Below are 16,170 nucleotides of genomic sequence, written 5' to 3'. Positions count from 1 at the left end.
GGACGAGGGAACGGAGACGGCACGTGGGACGAACGATCACACCGGTTCGCGTCAAGGACGTGGTGATCGGTGAAGGCGCACCCACGATCCTCGTCCCCGTCACCGGCCGCACCCCCGAGGTGCTGCGCGAACAGATCGCGGCCGTCGCCGAGCGGGCCGACGTCGTCGAATGGCGCGTGGACTTCTTCCACACCGTCGACGACGTCGCCTCGGTGGTCGCGCAGGCCGGCTCGTTGTCCGAGCAGTTGCAGGGCACTCCCCTGCTCGCGACCTGCCGCACCGCCGACGAGGGCGGCGAGATCGCGATCGACGACGAGGCGTACGCCGATCTGACGGTCGCACTCGCCGAGAGCGGCGCGGTGGATCTGGTGGACGTCGAGTACCGCCGCGACCGTGCCGCCGTCGAGCGGATCGTCGCGGCGGCCCACGCCTGCGGTGTTGCGGTGGTGGCGTCGAACCACGACTTCGACGCCACTCCGCCGAAGGACGAGATCGTCGCGCGGCTACGCGAGATGCAGGAACTCGGCGCCGACATCTGCAAGATCGCTGTCATGCCGCAGTCGACGGCCGACGTGCTCACCCTGCTCGACGCGACCCGCACCATGCACGAGGACCACGCCGACCGCCCGTTGATCACCATGTCGATGGGCGGCCTCGGCGTGGTGTCGCGGATCGCCGGGCAGGTCTTCGGATCGGCGGCGACGTTCGGGATGGTCGGCACCGCCTCGGCACCCGGACAGGTCGACGCCGACGAACTGCGCTCGGTGCTCGGCCTCATCGACCGCGCTCGCTGATCACCACACGGCGGCGAGCGCGAGCCCGGCGGCCGCCGCGATGAGCGTGGTCGCCAGGGTGCCCAGCGCGATCGCGCAGGCGGCACCGTAGCGGCGCGCCACGATCAGGCGGACGGAGTCGACGCTGGTCGTGCTGAAGGTGGTGAACCCGCCGCAGAACCCCACCCCGACGACGGCGAGCAACTCCGCGGCGGCGTCGTGGAACAGCACCGCACCGGTGAGCAGCCCCAGCAGCAACGAACCGATGACGTTGATCAGCACGGTCGGCCACGGCAGGGACGATCCGGAGCGGGCACGCAGAGCACCGTCGACGACGAACCGCGTCACCGCACCGGCGCTGCCTGCCAACGCCACCCACACCGCGATCATCGCCGTGCCGCTCGGCGACTCCCGAACCACGTGCCCAGCGCGACACCGATGCCGGTCGCGAGAAGGCCGACGAGCACCGTGCCGAGCGCATAGGTTGCCGCGGCGACGAGTTCACCGTCGCGCAGCAGCAGGTCGGTGTCGACCGCGAGCGCGCTGTAGGTGGTGAACGAGCCCAGCGCACCGGTGCCCACCCCGAGCCGGACCACCTGACGCCAGGAGGTGTCGGGACCGATGCGGATCAGTGCCTCGAGCAGGAATCCGAGCAGCAGCGCACCGAGGACGTTGATCGCGAAGGTCGTGACCGGCCAGCCCCCGGACTCGACGGGGAACCACCGGCCGAGGCCGTAGCGGGCACTCGTCCCGAGCAGACCGCCCACGGCGACCGCCGCCAGCGCCGACGGTCGCAGGTGCAGCGCTCTCGGCAGCGGGCGTTCGCCCTCGGTCAGTCCTGGTCCCACAACTTCAGAACCGTAGTGAGGATCTCCTCCGACGCACCGAGACCCCCGAGATGACTCTCGCCGGGCAGGTGGTGGAACTGGGCGTCGGGCAGCAGGTCCACCATGTGCAGGCCGTGTTCGATCGGGATGATGTGGTCGGTGTCGCCGTGCCACCACCGCACGGGCACCTTCACGTCGGAGACGCGGAAACCCCAGTCGCGGGTGAATACGACGATGTCGGCGAACGGCGCGGAGATCTGACGTCGGCTGCCGTTGAGCAGGTCGTCGAGGAACATCGTCTTGAACTCGGGACGGGCGAGCAGGCGGCGGTCGGCCTCGGGTGAGAACCGTCCGTACAGGTCGATGATCGGCGACGCGAACGGGCGCACCACGCGGATCGCCGCGCTCATCGCCACGCCGATGGGGACGCCCGCGGTCTGCAGTGCCGGCGCGACGAAGGCGCCCAGCTTCATCAGGTTGCTGTCGATCGACTCGGGACCGACGACCGGTGCCACACCGCCGAGGACCGCAGCCGCGACGACCCGTTCGCGCAGTGCATAGGCCGCGGCGAGGGTGTAGGGGCCGCCGCCGGACAGTCCGACGAGGGCCATGCGGTCGACCCCGAGGGTGTCGGCGACGATGCGCAGGTCGTCGCTGAACGCGAGGACGTTCTCGTAGATGTGCGGTGTAGACGAGCCGATCCCCGGGCGGTCGATCCCGATGAGGCGGATGTGGTTCCGTTCGGCGAAGGCGCGGGCCTCGATGGGAACCTGGCGGCGCGCACCCGGCGTGCCGTGCAGCCAGAACACCGTGCGGCCCTGGGCCGACCCGAACTCGGCGAAACCGAGCCGGCGGCCCTCCCCGACCGCGACGGTGCCTTCGAGCTTGGGGCGTTCGACGTCCATGGCGCCAGCATGGCACGCACCCGCACGCCCGACCAGCGACCGTCCCGTGGGACGAATCGACGCAACCGAGATGTGATGCACGCTTCCCGAGCGGTTCTCGCCGGAGCGCCGCGAGGACAAGGTGCACAAGTACGCGCGTGGGCGCCCTTCGGCGGTGGCGCGCATCGGTGCCTGGGCATGCATTTCTCGGGAGCGGAGATCAAGACGGTGCTGCACCATCTGCTGTTGCGTTCCGCTGGCACGTGCCGGCCGACTACGTCGCGCCGATGAACTTCACGTCGTTGCCGTTCCCGAACGACGGGGGGCCGATCCACCTCTTTCCGAGGTGATCGGGCGTAGAAAGAAGGAGTGACCGCCGCCGACGAACTCGACGAACGTTTCGTCACCGCGGTGCGCGCTCTGCCCGGGCACGCACCGCCGACGCGTCCGGTCGACCGGCGGGTCGACGGCGACCTGTTGGTGCGGTACTTCGACGCCCAGGTGCAGTCGCGGCACCTCGATGTCGCGGCCCGCACCCTGCAGGGACGCGGCGAAGGCTTCTACACCATCGCATCGGCGGGCCACGAATCGAACGCCGCGCTGGGCCTGTGCACGCGGGTGACGGATCCCGCTCTGCTGCACTACCGTTCGGGCGGTTTCTACGCGGCTCGCGCGTCGCTCGTCGAGGACAGCACCCCGATCCGCGACGTGCTCGCCGGATGTGCGGCGTCCACGCTCGATCCGATCTCGGCGGGCCGGCACAAGGTGTTCGGCAACGCCGGCCTGAACATCCTGCCGCAGACGTCGACCATCGCCTCGCACCTGCCGCGGGCCGTCGGTCTCGCCCTCGCGCTACCGCGGATGCAGCGACTCGGGCTCGACGCGGCGTGGCCGTGGGATTCGGTGGTGGTGTGCAGTTTCGGTGATGCCTCGGCGAACCATTCGACGGCCGTCGGCGCCCTGAACGCGGCCGCCTACTGCCGGCACCGCGGGTTGCCGTTGCCGTTGCTGCTGGTGTGTGAGGACAACGGACTCGGCATCAGTGTGCCCACCCCGCCCGGCTGGCTCGAGCGGTCGCTGTCGTCGTATCCGGGGATCGAGTACCGGTCGGTGGACGGCGCCGATGCGGTGGAGATGCTCGCTGCCGCAACCGATGCCGTGGAGACGGTGCGCACGACCCGGGCTCCGGTCCTGTTGCACGTGCGGGCAGTGCGTTTCCTCGGCCATGCCGGTTCCGACGTCGAGTCGGCCTACCGCAGCCCGTCGGATCTTGCCGCGGACCACGAGCGGGACCCACTGGTGGGTACGGCCCGTGAACTCGTCGCACGCGGAATGCTCGATGCGGCAGGGGTTCTCGACCGGTACGAGCGGATACGGGTCGAAGTCGGCTCCGTCGCGGACTCACTGACCCGGCCGCCGCGACTGGCGACCGCCGCCGACGTGATGCGCCCGCTCGAATCCGGGCTCGTGCTCGTCGACGACGATCCGCATCCTGCCGGTGAACCGCTCACGCTCGCCCGGGCCGTCACCCGCACGCTCGGACAGCTCCTCGAGGAGGATCCCCACGCCTGCGTGTTCGGCGAGGACGTCGGCCTCAAAGGCGGGGTCTACGGCGTCACCCGAGGGCTGCAGGAGCGCTTCGGGCGCCTGCGCGTGTTCGACACCCTGCTCGACGAGCAGACGATCCTCGGCACCGCGCTGGGCTTCGCCGTCGCGGGCATGCTGCCGATCCCGGAGATCCAGTACCTGGCTTACCTGCACAACGCCGAGGACCAGTTGCGCGGGGAGGCGGCGAGTCTGGCGTTCTTCTCCGACGGGCGGTACCGCAATCCGATGGTCGTGCGCATCGCGGGCCTGCCCTACCAGCGCGGCTTCGGCGGGCACTTCCACAACGACAATTCCGTCGCCGTGCTGCGCGACATCCCCGGTCTCGTGCTGGCCGTGCCGAGTTCACCCGCCACGGCCGGCGCCCTGCTGCGCACGTGCGTCGAGCTGGCTCGTCAGGAGGGCCGGGTGTGCGTCTACCTGGAACCGATCGCGCTGTACCACCGGCGCGACCTCTACGACGAGGGCGACGGACTGTGGCAGCAGATCCCCGACACCGCCGGGCTTCCACCGGGATCGGTGTGCGTCTACGGCGACGGGCGCGACGTGCTGGTGGTGACTTTCGGGAACGGGGTGCCGATGAGTCTGCGTGCCGTCCGTCGCGCGGAAGTCGCGGCAACCGTCCTCGACCTGCAGTGGTTGTCGCCGCTGCCGACGACCGCGCTGCTCGAGCACGTCCGCCGCTTCGAGCGCGTGGTGGTGGTCGACGAGACGCGCCGCAGCGGAGGTGTCGCGGAATCGGTCGTCGCGACGCTCGTCGACGATGCGTGGCAGGGCCGGATCACGCGGGTCTCCTCCCACGACAGCTACGTGCCCCTCGGGCCGGCCGCGGCGCACGTACTGATGTCGGAGGATGACATCGCGCGGGCCCTGCTGGAGGCGTGATCAGCAGGAAGCGGTATCAGCAGGAGGAGAGGATCCGCGACATCGCGTCGTGTTCAGCCTGGGTGACCCACAGTTCGTAGGTCGTCTTCACCTCGATCTGCCGCACGACGTACTCGCAATGGAAGGCGGTATTCGGCGGCAGCCACTCCGACGCGTCGGAGTCGCCCTTGCCCTGGTTGGTGGGGCCGTCGACGGCGATCAGGTTGCGCGGATCGTTCGCAAGATTCCGCTTCTGCTGGTCGTCGAGATGGCGGGCGCCCTTCTTCCACGCATCCGACAGGGCGACGACGTGGTCGATCTGCACGGCGGACGAGGTCTCGACCCCGCGACGGAAGGAAATCGTCTTCCCCGTGTACGGGTCCTCGAGCGTGCCGGCAGTGACCGTGCACTGCTTCTTCCCGGGCTCGAAGGAGACGTCGACGAGATCGCGCTGCAGGATGTCGTTACGAGTGTCGCAGCCGTTGCGCCCCAGGTCGACGGTCACTTCGTCGGTCCACGCCGAGCCGAACAGTGAGCGGTCGTAGCCGCTCTGCGATTCGGCGGGCCGGACGGGCAGTGCCTCCAGCGCCTCGAGGGCTTCGGAGGGGTTCTCGACCGTGCCCCCGCCGGTACCGCCCGGCTCGTCGTCCCCGATCGGTTCGAGGAGGACGACGGCCACGGAGACCACGACGAAGCACAGGATCCAGACCCAACGGGGAACGGACGACGTGCGAATACTCGCCATATGTCGATACTGCTACGAAGTCGTATTGCTACCGCTGCTTCCTACTTCGCGAGCGGGGGCATCTTCACGACCTGGCCCGCATAGGACAGGCCGGCACCGAACGCGAGGAGCAGCGCGGTGGATCCGACCCCGACCTGGCCGGTGCGCAGCATCTTCTCCATCGCCAGCGGGATGGACGCGGCGGAGGTGTTGCCGGTCTCGATGATGTCGTCGGCGACCGCGACGGTCTCGGGCAGTTCGAGCTGCTTGACGATGACGTCGTTGATGCGCAGGTTGGCCTGGTGCGGGACGAAGGCGTCGAGGTCCGCGAGGGCCACGCCGGCCTTGTCGGCGATCTGCCGGGCGAACTTGCTCATCTCGAAGGCGGCCCAGCGGAAGACCGCGGTGCCCTCCATGATGATCCAGGGACGCTTCTGGTCCGGGTTGGTGGCGAAATCGACCCAGTCGGGTTCCTGACGGATCGCGTTGGCCTGCGAACCGTCGGAGCCCCAGACGGTGGGACCGACGCCGACCTCGTCGGACGGGCCGACGACCACGGCACCGGCCCCGTCGCCGAAGATGAAGCGCACCGAGCGATCGGTGGGCTCGGTGGTGTCGCTCATGCGCTCGACACCGACGACGAGCACGTGCTCGGCCGTTCCGGCGCGCACGAGATCGGAGGCGACACCGAGGGCGTAGCAGAAGCCCGCGCAGCCGGCCTGGATGTCGAGCGCCGCGGCACCGCCGGTGCCGATGCGGTCGGCGACGAGAGCTGCCGCCTGCGGGGTCTGGAAGGGGTAGGTGGAGGTCGCGACGATCACGGTGTCGATCTGCGCACCCGTGAGGCCGGCGGCCACGAGGGCCTGCTCGGCGGAGCTCGTCGCCATGTCGACGACCGACTCCTCCGGATGCTGCTTCGCGAAGCGGCGCTCCTTGATGCCGGAGCGCGACTGGATCCATTCGTCGCTCGAGTCGATCTGCTGGCAGATCTCGTCGTTGGTGACGATGCGCTCGGGGCGGTGCACACCCAGACCGAGCAGCGCGCTGTTCCTCAGCGGGGCAGGGACAGCGATCTGTGCACCCATCAGACGAACTCCTCCTCCTCGACGTACCGCGTGTCGGCACATCGCATCCGGTCAACGATATCGCAGGTCACGATTTCGTCACAGCGCCACCCCGACGATGCGCTTCCGTAACCCTCACCGCAAGCGGGGGTCCCAATCGCCACGCGAGGCTAGCGTCGCGGTCATGGATGCACAGGCCTGGAACGAGAAGTACGCGGCGTCGGAACTGATCTGGGGCGCGCCGCCCAATCCGGTGATCGTCGAACACGTGGCGTCGCTACCGCACGGTCGCGCCCTCGATCTCGGCTGCGGTGAAGGTCGTCACTCCCTGTGGTTGGCGACGCGCGGATGGGAAGTCGTGGGCGTCGACTTCTCCGAGGTCGCCCTCGACAAGGCCCGGCAGGTCGCTGCGCAGGCGCCGTCCCGCTCACGAGACCGGCTCCGCTACGTCCGCGCGGATGTGACGGCCGACTCGTTCGACGGAGAATATGACCTGATCCTCTCGGTCTTCCTGCATTTTCCTCCGCCACAGCGGAAGGCGCTTCTCGACCACGCGATCAATTCACTGAAACCTGAAGGAATCCTCATATTCCTGGGGCACGACGCAATAAATCCCGACGAAGGAGTGGGCGGACCCCAGGACAAGGAAATCCTCTACACACCAACCGATCTCGTCGAGGAAATCGACGGCAGATTGGACATCAGGATTGCCGAACGGCGATATCGGGAAACCGATGCGGGAACCGCGATCGACGCGCTCGTCGTGGCGAGCAAACCACCTCTTGGCAGTTAGTTGCCCGACGAGTAACATGGAGATGTTACCGACGAGTAATAACTTGGGCGGTACTTGAAGCCAGCTGGACCGCACCACACTGGGAGACACCGACGACATGGGCCATTACAAGAGCAACCTCCGCGACCTCGAGTTCAACCTCTTCGAGTTCCTGAAGATTCAGAAGGTCCTCGAAGCAGGCAAGTTCGGCGACCTGGACGAGGACACCGCGCGCGGCATCCTCGCCGAGGTCAAGACACTGACCGAGGGGCCGGCAGCCGAAGGCTTCGCCGACGCCGACCGCAACCCGCCGGTCTTCGACCCCGAGACCCATTCGGTGTCGCTTCCCGAGCCGTTCAAGAAGTCGTTCCGCGCCTGGTGGGACGCCGGTTACTGGTCCATGGGCATCCCCGAGGAGCTCGGCGGCACCGACTCACCGCGCAGCCTCCTGTGGGCCGTCAACGAGATGATGCTCGGCGCCCAGCCCGCGGCCTTCATGTACGCGGCCGGCCCCGCCTTCGCAGGCGTGCTCTACGACAACGGCACCGATGAGCAGAAGAAGTGGGCCGCCACCTGCGTCGAGCGCGGCTGGGGCGCCACCATGGTCCTCACCGAGCCCGACGCCGGCTCCGACGTCGGCGCCGGTCGCACCAAGGCGATCAAGCAGGACGACGGCTCCTGGCACATCGAAGGTGTCAAGCGGTTCATCACCTCGGCCGACTCCGACGACCTGTTCGAGAACATCTTCCACCTCGTCCTCGCCCGCCCCGAGGGTGCCGGCCCCGGCACCAAGGGCCTGTCGCTGTTCTTCGTCCCGAAGTTCCACTTCGACTTCGAGAAGGACGAGTTGGGCGAGCGCAACGGCGTGTTCGTCACCAACGTCGAACACAAGATGGGCCTCAATGCCTCCGCGACCTGCGAGGTCACCTTCGGTGGCCACGGCGTTCCGGCCAAGGGCTGGCTCGTCGGCGAGGTTCACAACGGCATCGCACAGATGTTCGACGTCATCGAGCACGCCCGCATGATGGTCGGCACGAAGGCCATCGCGACCCTGTCGACCGGCTACCTCAATGCCCTCGACTACGCCAAGGAGCGCATCCAGGGCGCCGACCTGACCCAGATGTCCGACAAGACCGCCCCGCGCGTGTCGATCATGCACCACCCGGACGTGCGGCGTTCGCTGGCGATGCAGAAGGCCTACTCCGAGGGTCTGCGCGCCGTGTACCTGTACACCGCGGCGCACCAGGACGACGTCGTCGCCGAGCAGGTCTCGGGTGCCGACGCCGCTCTCGCGCACCGCATCAACGACCTGCTGCTGCCGGTCGTCAAGGGTTGCGGCTCCGAGCGGGCCTACCAGTACCTGAAGGATTCGCTCCAGACCCTCGGCGGTTCGGGCTTCCTGCAGGACTACCCGATCGAGCAGTACATCCGCGACTCGAAGATCGACTCGCTGTACGAGGGCACCACGGCCATCCAGGCGCAGGACTTCTTCTTCCGCAAGATCGCCCGCGACCGTGGCGTGGCGCTCGCCCACATCGCCGGTGAGATCAAGAAGTTCGTCGAGCGCGACGACGCCGACCAGCGTCTGAAGAAGGAGCGCACGCTCCTGGCCACCGCGCTCGGCGAGACCCAGACGATGGTCGCGACGCTCACCCAGTACCTCATGGGTGCGCAGGAACAGCCCACCGAGCTGTACAAGGTCGGCCTCGGTTCGGTCCGCTTCCTCGAGGCGTTCGGCGACCTGATGATCGGCTGGCTGCTGCTCGAGCACGCCGAGATCGCTCTCTCCGCGCTCGATGCCGGCGTCGATGCCTCGGACAAGGCGTTCTACGAGGGCAAGGTCGCGGCCGCGTCCTTCTTCGCCAAGAACGTCCTGCCGGAGCTGAGCGTCGCGCGTCAGATCATCACCGACGTCGACCTCGACATCATGGAGCTCGACGAAGCAGCGTTCTGATCGAACCGCTCACGGCGGTAGCGCGATAGACGAGACCGACGTTGTGCGCGATTTCCCCCACGGATTTCGCACACGACGTCGGTCTCGTCGTTTCTCGGGAGCAGCTCCGCATCCTCGACGGCCAGATCCCCGACGTGGTGCCGCTTCCGGAGTGACGAAGTAAGGGGAGGTTGTGTGCGTGTTCCTTCACCGGAACCGCACACAACCTCCCCGAAGTTTCGAGGACGTCCGCTACTCCTCTTCGGTTCCACCCGCTGCAGGTGCCTCGACTGCCGGCGCTTCGGCCGCAGGCGATTCGGGTGCGGGCGCCGGTGCGTCCTCGGCCTCGGCGTCCTCCGATCCGGTGTCGCCGGAGGTCGCGTCGTCGCCGCCGCCCGAGGGCTCGTCGCTCGGTTCCGGTTCGGGGCTGATGCACTTCACGATCGGGACCGGGTCGTACCGGACCGTGCGGGTCGCGCTCGAGATCTGCGCGCCCGTCCGTGCGTCGGTGACGATCCGGGTGTCGGTGACGGTGAAGCCCTGCGCGCCGCTCGACGGAATGCAGGCCGAACCGGCGGGCAACGTGATCGTGTTGGGCGAGGTGAAGTTCGTGCGGTTGCCGGTGACCGACTGGACGTCGACGGTCTTGGTGCCCCAGATGCGCACCGTGATGTCCGAGCTCGTGCCGATCGTCTGGATCAGGACGCCCGTGTCGAACGGGTTGCGGAACTTCAGGTCGATGGCGCCGTCGTAGATCGTGGCCTCGCGGGCCGCCGGGTACCGGGAGATGTAGTAACTGTGCTCGGTGTGCTCGACGTCCTCCATCCCGGCGAAGTAGGTCGCGTTGTAGAGGGTGGTCGCGAGCTGGCTGATGCCACCGCCCACGGCCTTACCGGGACGTCCGGCCTCGATGATGCCCGACTCGATGTACCCCTGAGCCGCACCGCGCGGACCGGTGTAGTCGTTGAAGGAGAAGGTCTCCCCCGGCTTCACGATGGCGCCGTTGATCTCCTGCGCGGCCAGCCGGATGTTGACGCCGGAAGCGTATTCGAAGCCGCTGGTGGTGAACTCCGAGACCACTTCCCTGATGCCGAGCTTCTCGGCGCCTTCGGTGGTGAGTTCGGGTTCGGCCTTCCTGTACACCGCGTCGGTGCTGCGGTCGCCCGCTTCCTTCAGCAGGTCGGGCAACCTCTCGAGGGTGACGGGCCAGTCGACCATCTCGCCGGTCTCGCTGGGCACGATCGTCGGACGACCACCGTCGAGGACGATCCGCGCATCCTTCGGTTCGGTCTCCGACGGGGCGAGCTGCGGCGCCAGGACGCCGATCGCGGCCTCGGTGTCGTACTGCGGTTCGAGTCCGCCCGAACCGTCCGGCACGAACGACAGGACAGCGCCCACCGCATCGCGCGGCAGCACACCGACGGCCCCGTCGAGTCCCCGGACGACCAGATCCTGTGCCACGGCCGGAACGGCGACCTCCGCCAGCGCCCGGTCGAGGCCCTCGCGGGTGACGGTGACGTCGACGCTCTCGACGGGCAGCGAGACATCACCGTAAGGCCAGCGCTCGGCGAAGACGTCGCCCGCGACTGCGACGTCGAGCTGCTGGCCGGGCTGCGGCGTCACCGGAACGGGTGTGCCGTCCTCGAAGACGATGTTGCCCTCGCGCGGTTCGTGCGCGGCGGCAGCGGCGGCCTTTTCGATGGCTGCGGACAGGGCGACCTCGTCGCGTGTGGAGACCACGCCGACCTCGTCGTTCCCGAAGAACGACGCGAGTCGCGTGAACGGATTGAGCGGCTGCGAACCCACCTGGTCGAGGGTCGCGGGCCAGTCGATCCCGATCCCGGCCTCCGAGGGCACGATCTGCCCCTGAGTGTCGCCGGCGGTGACGTCGACGGGCATGTCGAGCCGCGGCGTCAGTTGTTCGGTGAGCTCTGCCTCCGCCGCGTCGAGCGACATGCCGCCGATCTCGACACCTGCGACGGTGACACCGCGCGGCACCTTGCCCGACGACAACGCCAGATCGGCCACGTAGAACACGGCGAACAGTGCGACGACGCCACCGACGACGAGCGCGATCGTGCGCCGGGGCAGATTCGATCCAGACTTGCCCGGTTCGTCGCCGTCTCCGCCGGAACCTCGCGGTCCGCCGGTGGGCGGAGGAGTGACAGGAGGCGGTCCCTGCGGCGGCGGACCCGCCTGCATCTGCTGGGTCGGCTGGTCGCCTTGCGGTGGGTGGGCGGCCGAGGGCATTGCCGTCGACGTGGGTGGGACGGGAGCCCCCGCCTGTTCGGGACCGGGCTGTGCCGGGTTCTGTTGCCCCTGCAAACGGAGGAGCCGATCGGTGGCGGCGGACGATCCGTCACCCGGTGCCCGGTTTCCCGGCGCGACGACCGGGATGACCGCGGTGGGCTCCTCCGAGGGATGGACCTTCTGGGTCGGGGGTTCGTCAGCACCGGTGGGAGCCGCCTGGTTCGTGCCATCGGCTCGGACCTCTGTGGGAGCCTGCGAGGCAGCCGGGGCCTCGGTTTGCGGCTCGGTCACATCACTCGCCTGCGACTCGGTGACACTGCTCGCCTGCGACTCGGTCACATCACTCGCCTGCGACTCGGTGACACTGCTCGCCTGCGACTCGGTGACACTGCTCGCCTGCGACTCGGTGACACTGCTCGCCTTCGCCTCGGCCACCTCCCGGTGAGGATCGACCGCTTCGAACCGCTCGGTAGGAGCCGACGCGCCTTCACCCTCACGAGCGGATTCCGGCGACGAACCGATGTTCTCGGTCCGTGCGTCGTCGTGCTCGTGAGGGGACTCGTCGGTCCCGTTGCTGCCGCTCACCCAGATCCCTTCGCAAAGCTGGGCACGCCTTCGAATTCGCGCGCCGACTACCTGCTTTCAAGGGTAGTGCCCCGGTTCAGAGCGGCTGCGCCCGGAATGCGAAGACCCCGCGTTGCTACCAGGTCGGGGGTCAGGCAGCAGCGCGGGGTCGATGGGTCTATCGCTGTCCGTCGCGGAGCGTTACACACCGAACGGAACTTTCCTCTCTCAACGACTTCCGAGGGGTATCGATCAGGCCTCGAGAATCGCCGTCACACCCTGTCCACCTGCGGCGCAGATGGAGATCAGGCCGCGGACGGGCTTGCCGGTCTCCTGCTTCTTCTCGTGCAGCATCTTGGCCAGCGAGGCCACGATCCGGCCGCCGGTCGCGGCGAACGGGTGGCCGGCCGCGAGCGACGAGCCGTTGACGTTGAGCTTGCTGCGGTCGATCGAGCCGAGCGGGGCGTCGAGGCCCAGCTTGCCCTTGCAGTACTCCTCCGATTCGAACGCCTGGAGGGTGGCGAGCACCACGGAAGCGAACGCCTCGTGGATCTCGTAGAAGTCGAAATCCTGCAGGGTCAGGCCGTTGCGCTGCAGCAGGCGCGGGATGGCGTAGGTGGGTGCCATGAGCAGCCCGTCGCCACCGTGGATGTAGTCGACCGCGGCGGTCTCGGAGTCGACGAGGTAGGCAAGCACGGGGAGCTTACGCTCGGCGGCCCACTCCTCGCTCGCCAGCAACGCGGCCGACGCGCCGTCGGTGAGCGGCGTCGAGTTACCGGCGGTCATGGTGGCGTCGCCCAGCTTGGTGCCGAAGACCGGCTTCAGCGTCGACAGCTTCTCGACCGACGAGTCGGGACGCAGGTTGTCGTCGCGGGTCAGCCCGAGGAACGGGGTGACGAGGTCATCGAAGAAGCCCCGGTCGTAGGCGGCGGCCATGTTGCGGTGGCTCGCCACGGCCAGTTCGTCCTGCGCCTCGCGGGAGACACCGAATTCCTTGGCGGTGATCGCGGCGTGCTCACCCATCGACAGGCCGGTACGCGGCTCGCCGTTGCGCGGGATCTCGATGCCGAGCATCGACGGGCGGACGTTGCCGAGCAGCTTGACCCGGTCGGCCGTGGTGCGGGCCCGGTTCAGGGAGAGCAGGAACTCGCGGAGCTGGTTGTTCACGGCGATCGGGGCGTCGGAGGTGGTGTCGACGCCGCCGCCGATACCCGCCTCGATCCGTCCGGCGGCGATGGCGTCGCCGACCGCGATGATCGACTGCAGGCCGGTGCCGCAGGCCTGCTGGAGATCCCAGGCCGGGGTGTAGGGGCTCAGCGCGCTGCCGAGCACGCTCTCGCGGACGAGGTTGAAGTCGCGGGCGTGCTTGAGGACCGCACCGCCGACGACGGCACCGAGGCGCTCACCCTGCAGGTTGAAGCGGCCGACGAGACCGTCGAGGGTGGCGGTGAACATGTCCTGGTTGGACGCGCGGGCGTACTTGCGGTCGGACCGGGCGAACGGGATCCGGTTGCCTCCGAGAACGGCGACACGGCGCTGCTGCGTGGAACGGGCTTTGGTGGTCACTGGTGTCTCCCGGTTTCGGACGGATTCGAATTCTGGCTACTATTCTTACTCACGGGTAAGTTTGTTGTCGAACACGCTTGCTGTCGAACACTGCACCGACGACCGAATCGAAGAAGGTGGAATCGTGGCCGAAGCCAAGGGCGCACCCAAGCTCTACGCCCAGCTCATCTCGTCCGCACCCGGAGCGTTCCTCGCCAAGCAGTTCGGTCTGCCACAGCCCGAGAAGCTCCGGCGCTACCAGCCCGGCGAGCCCCCGCTCCCCGGCCCCGTCCTGCTCGGCGGCAACGGCCGCCTGGTCGAACCGATCCGCAACCTCCTGAGCGACTACACGTTCGCCGAGCCGTCCGACACGAAGTTCGGCGCACTCGTCTTCGACGCTACCGGCATCACCGACCCCGCGGGGCTCGAACAGCTCTTCACGTTCTTCCAGCCCACCCTGCGCAATCTCGCCCCGAGCGGCCGCGTCGTCGTCCTCGGCACCACGCCCGAGGAGGCCGGGTCGGTCGACGAGCGCATCGCCCAGCGCGCCCTCGAGGGCTTCACGCGCAGCGTCGGCAAGGAACTGCGTCGCGGTGCCACCGTGCAGCTCGTCTACGTCTCCCCGAAGGCCGCGACCGGCCTGACCGGCGTGGAGTCGACGCTGCGCTTCCTGCTCTCGGCGAAGTCGGCCTTCGTCGACGCCCAGGTGATCCGTATCGGTGAGGGCGACGCCACCGCCCCCGAGTCCTGGGACCGTCCGCTTGCCGGCAAGGTCGCGGTCGTCACCGGCGCGGCCCGCGGCATCGGCGCGACGATCGCCGAGGTCCTCGCCCGCGACGGCGCGACCGTCGTCGCCGCCGACGTCCCCGCTGCAGGCGACGCGCTGACGCAGACCGCCAACAAGGTCGGCGGCACCGCCTTCGCGCTCGACGTCACCGCCCCCGACGCCGGCGAGAAGCTCGCCGCTCACCTGCTCGAGCGTCACGGCGGCGCCGACATCATCGTCCACAACGCCGGCATCACCCGCGACAAGCTGCTCGTCAACATGGACGCCGCTCGCTGGAATTCCGTGATGGGCGTGAATCTGATCGCCCCGCGGAAGATCACCGACGTGCTCGTCGAGAAGGGCGCGCTGAAGGAGGGTGGCCGGGTCATCGACGTGTCGTCGATCGCCGGTATCGCCGGTAACCGCGGCCAGACCAATTACGGCGCCTCGAAGGCCGGTGTCATCGGCCTCGTCCAGGCGACCAGCGAGGCGCTCGCCGACAAGAAGATCACCGTCAACGCCGTCGCTCCGGGCTTCATCGAGACCGCCATGACGGCCGCGATCCCGGTCGCCACCCGCGAGGCCGGTCGTCTGATGAGCTCGCTGCAGCAGGGCGGTGAGACCGTCGACGTCGCCGAGACCGTCGCGTGGTTCGCGAACCCCGCGTCGAGCGCCGTGACCGGGCAGGTCGTGCGCGTGTGCGGCCAGTCCATGCTGGGGGCCTAGATGGCACGGATCGAACTGCCCTCGCTGCCGTCGACCTTCGACATCTACAGCCGGGCCGTACTCGGGGCGCTGCCCGTGGTGGGCGCGTCGGGCGACAGTCTGCCCGAGGACGTCCTGGTCCTGCGGTCGCTGAAGGTCGATCCCGACGATCTCGCCGAGTACACCAAGGTGTGCGGGTTGCGGTTCGGCGACAGCCTGCCGCTGACCTATCCGTTCATCCTCACGTTCCCGCTCGTGATGAAACTGATGGTGTCGAAGGGCTTTCCGTTCGCCGCCGTCGGTTCGGTGCACGCCGAGAACGTGATCGAGCAGTTCCGGCCGATCTCGGTCACCGAGCCGCTCGACATCGCGGTGCACGCGGAGAACATGCGCGAACACCGTAAGGGCCTGCTCGTCGATCTCGTCAGCGAGGTCAACGTCGGACGCGAGTTGGTGTGGCGGCAGACGTCGACCTTCCTGCACCAGCAGCGCACGTCGCTGTCGGGTCAGCCCAAGCCGGAGCCGAAGGAGGAGGAGATCCCCCCGGTCCCCACCTCCACACTGCGGGTCGACCAGAAGGTCATCGACCGCTATGCGGCGGTCTCCGGTGACCGCAACCCGATCCACGTGTCGACCCTGGGCGCCAAGGCCTTCGGATTCCCGAAGACCATCGCCCACGGCATGTGGAGCGCGGCGGCCACCCTCTCGGCCGTCGAGGGACGGATCCCCGGCAAGGTGACCTACGCGGTGCGATTCGGGAAGCCGGTCCTGCTGCCGTCGTCGCTGAGCCTGTACGCGCAGCACGTCGCCGACGGATGGGATCTGGCACTGCGGCATCCGAAGAAGCAGTACCCGCACCTGACCGCCACCCTGCGGTAGGGCGGGGAATCACCG

13 protein-coding genes and 1 pseudogene are annotated in these 16,170 nt (G+C 68.5%); 7 read left to right on the top strand and 7 right to left on the bottom strand.

Annotation, left to right across the window (positions count from 1 at the left end):
• Positions 1–23: 23 nt before the first annotated feature.
• On the top strand, positions 24–794 hold the full coding sequence (gene aroD, locus NVV99_RS10075) for a type I 3-dehydroquinate dehydratase (RefSeq protein WP_006552654.1): 771 nt from the start codon (positions 24–26) through the stop codon (positions 792–794).
• Here the strand turns inward: aroD and crcB are convergent, their stop codons facing one another.
• The 3 genes from crcB to NVV99_RS10060 are packed head-to-tail and all read right to left on the bottom strand — an operon-like array spanning position 795 to position 2,505.
• Positions 795–1,163, bottom strand: coding sequence for a fluoride efflux transporter CrcB (gene crcB, locus NVV99_RS10070; RefSeq protein ID WP_024102032.1), 369 nt, complete (start codon positions 1,161–1,163; stop codon positions 795–797).
• Positions 1,160–1,621, bottom strand: a complete 462-nt coding sequence (locus NVV99_RS10065) for a CrcB family protein (RefSeq protein WP_024102033.1) — start codon at positions 1,619–1,621, stop codon at positions 1,160–1,162. The genes crcB and NVV99_RS10065 overlap by 4 nt, the downstream gene beginning before the upstream one ends.
• Entirely contained in the window at positions 1,606–2,505 is a 900-nt protein-coding gene (locus NVV99_RS10060; RefSeq protein WP_006552657.1) for an alpha/beta fold hydrolase, read from the bottom strand. The genes NVV99_RS10065 and NVV99_RS10060 overlap by 16 nt, the downstream gene beginning before the upstream one ends.
• An 85-nt stretch (positions 2,506–2,590) precedes the next feature.
• Here NVV99_RS10060 and NVV99_RS10055 point away from each other — a divergent pair.
• Positions 2,591–2,834, top strand: a pseudogene (locus NVV99_RS10055) (cytochrome P450); the annotation flags it as partial.
• A gap of 19 nt (positions 2,835–2,853) precedes the next feature.
• Positions 2,854–4,974 (top strand): thiamine pyrophosphate-dependent enzyme, encoded by a 2,121-nt coding sequence (locus NVV99_RS10050; RefSeq protein ID WP_260782828.1) that lies wholly within the window; start codon positions 2,854–2,856, stop codon positions 4,972–4,974.
• A 16-nt stretch (positions 4,975–4,990) separates the two neighbouring features.
• On the opposite strand, the gene NVV99_RS10045 is transcribed toward NVV99_RS10050, so the two are convergent.
• Together NVV99_RS10045 and NVV99_RS10040 are read right to left on the bottom strand one after the other, a co-directional pair.
• Positions 4,991–5,698, bottom strand: coding sequence for an HNH endonuclease family protein (locus NVV99_RS10045; protein ID WP_006552660.1), 708 nt, complete (start codon positions 5,696–5,698; stop codon positions 4,991–4,993).
• A gap of 41 nt (positions 5,699–5,739) precedes the next feature.
• A complete protein-coding gene (locus tag NVV99_RS10040) occupies positions 5,740–6,762 on the bottom strand; it encodes a beta-ketoacyl-ACP synthase III (RefSeq protein WP_006552661.1) in 1,023 nt (340 codons plus the stop codon).
• 163 nt (positions 6,763–6,925) lie between these two features.
• On the opposite strand from NVV99_RS10040, the gene NVV99_RS10035 reads away from it, so the two are divergent.
• On the top strand, positions 6,926–7,534 hold the full coding sequence (locus NVV99_RS10035; RefSeq protein WP_024102039.1) for a bifunctional 2-polyprenyl-6-hydroxyphenol methylase/3-demethylubiquinol 3-O-methyltransferase UbiG: 609 nt from the start codon (positions 6,926–6,928) through the stop codon (positions 7,532–7,534).
• A gap of 97 nt (positions 7,535–7,631) precedes the next feature.
• On the top strand, positions 7,632–9,467 hold the full coding sequence (locus tag NVV99_RS10030; RefSeq protein WP_006552663.1) for an acyl-CoA dehydrogenase: 1,836 nt from the start codon (positions 7,632–7,634) through the stop codon (positions 9,465–9,467).
• Positions 9,468–9,698: 231 nt separating this feature from the next.
• On the opposite strand, the gene NVV99_RS10025 is transcribed toward NVV99_RS10030, so the two are convergent.
• Together NVV99_RS10025 and NVV99_RS10020 are read right to left on the bottom strand one after the other, a co-directional pair.
• On the bottom strand, positions 9,699–12,281 hold the full coding sequence (locus NVV99_RS10025; RefSeq protein ID WP_260782827.1) for a VanW family protein: 2,583 nt from the start codon (positions 12,279–12,281) through the stop codon (positions 9,699–9,701).
• A 231-nt stretch (positions 12,282–12,512) separates the two neighbouring features.
• Positions 12,513–13,826 (bottom strand): acetyl-CoA C-acetyltransferase, encoded by a 1,314-nt coding sequence (locus NVV99_RS10020; protein ID WP_006552665.1) that lies wholly within the window; start codon positions 13,824–13,826, stop codon positions 12,513–12,515.
• A 124-nt stretch (positions 13,827–13,950) separates the two neighbouring features.
• On the opposite strand from NVV99_RS10020, the gene NVV99_RS10015 reads away from it, so the two are divergent.
• Together NVV99_RS10015 and NVV99_RS10010 are read left to right on the top strand one after the other, a co-directional pair.
• A complete protein-coding gene (locus NVV99_RS10015; RefSeq protein WP_024102043.1) occupies positions 13,951–15,297 on the top strand; it encodes a 3-oxoacyl-ACP reductase in 1,347 nt (448 codons plus the stop codon).
• Positions 15,298–16,155: a MaoC/PaaZ C-terminal domain-containing protein gene (locus NVV99_RS10010; RefSeq protein ID WP_219129492.1), complete on the top strand. Its 858-nt coding sequence runs from the start codon at positions 15,298–15,300 to the stop codon at positions 16,153–16,155. It begins immediately after the preceding gene.
• Positions 16,156–16,170: the final 15 nt, after the last annotated feature.

It is taken from the genome of Rhodococcus sp. PAE-6 (assembly GCF_025290685.1).
Taxonomy (GTDB): domain Bacteria; phylum Actinomycetota; class Actinomycetes; order Mycobacteriales; family Mycobacteriaceae; genus Rhodococcus; species Rhodococcus pyridinivorans.
This window is presented reverse-complemented; position numbering and strand designations above follow the sequence as displayed.

Bases quoted from the DNA above. Each gene is read 5' to 3' on its own strand.
- crcB (WP_024102032.1), bottom strand. From the start codon at position 1,163: ATGATCGCGGTGTGGGTGGCGTTGGCAGGCAGCGCCGGTGCGGTGACG.
- NVV99_RS10045 (WP_006552660.1), bottom strand. From the start codon at position 5,698: ATGGCGAGTATTCGCACGTCGTCCGTTCCCCGTTGGGTCTGGATCCTG.
- NVV99_RS10035 (WP_024102039.1), top strand. From the start codon at position 6,926: ATGGATGCACAGGCCTGGAACGAGAAGTACGCGGCGTCGGAACTGATC.
- NVV99_RS10060 (WP_006552657.1), bottom strand. From the start codon at position 2,505: ATGGACGTCGAACGCCCCAAGCTCGAAGGCACCGTCGCGGTCGGGGAG.
- NVV99_RS10030 (WP_006552663.1), top strand. From the start codon at position 7,632: ATGGGCCATTACAAGAGCAACCTCCGCGACCTCGAGTTCAACCTCTTC.
- NVV99_RS10010 (WP_219129492.1), top strand. From the start codon at position 15,298: ATGGCACGGATCGAACTGCCCTCGCTGCCGTCGACCTTCGACATCTAC.
- NVV99_RS10040 (WP_006552661.1), bottom strand. From the start codon at position 6,762: ATGGGTGCACAGATCGCTGTCCCTGCCCCGCTGAGGAACAGCGCGCTG.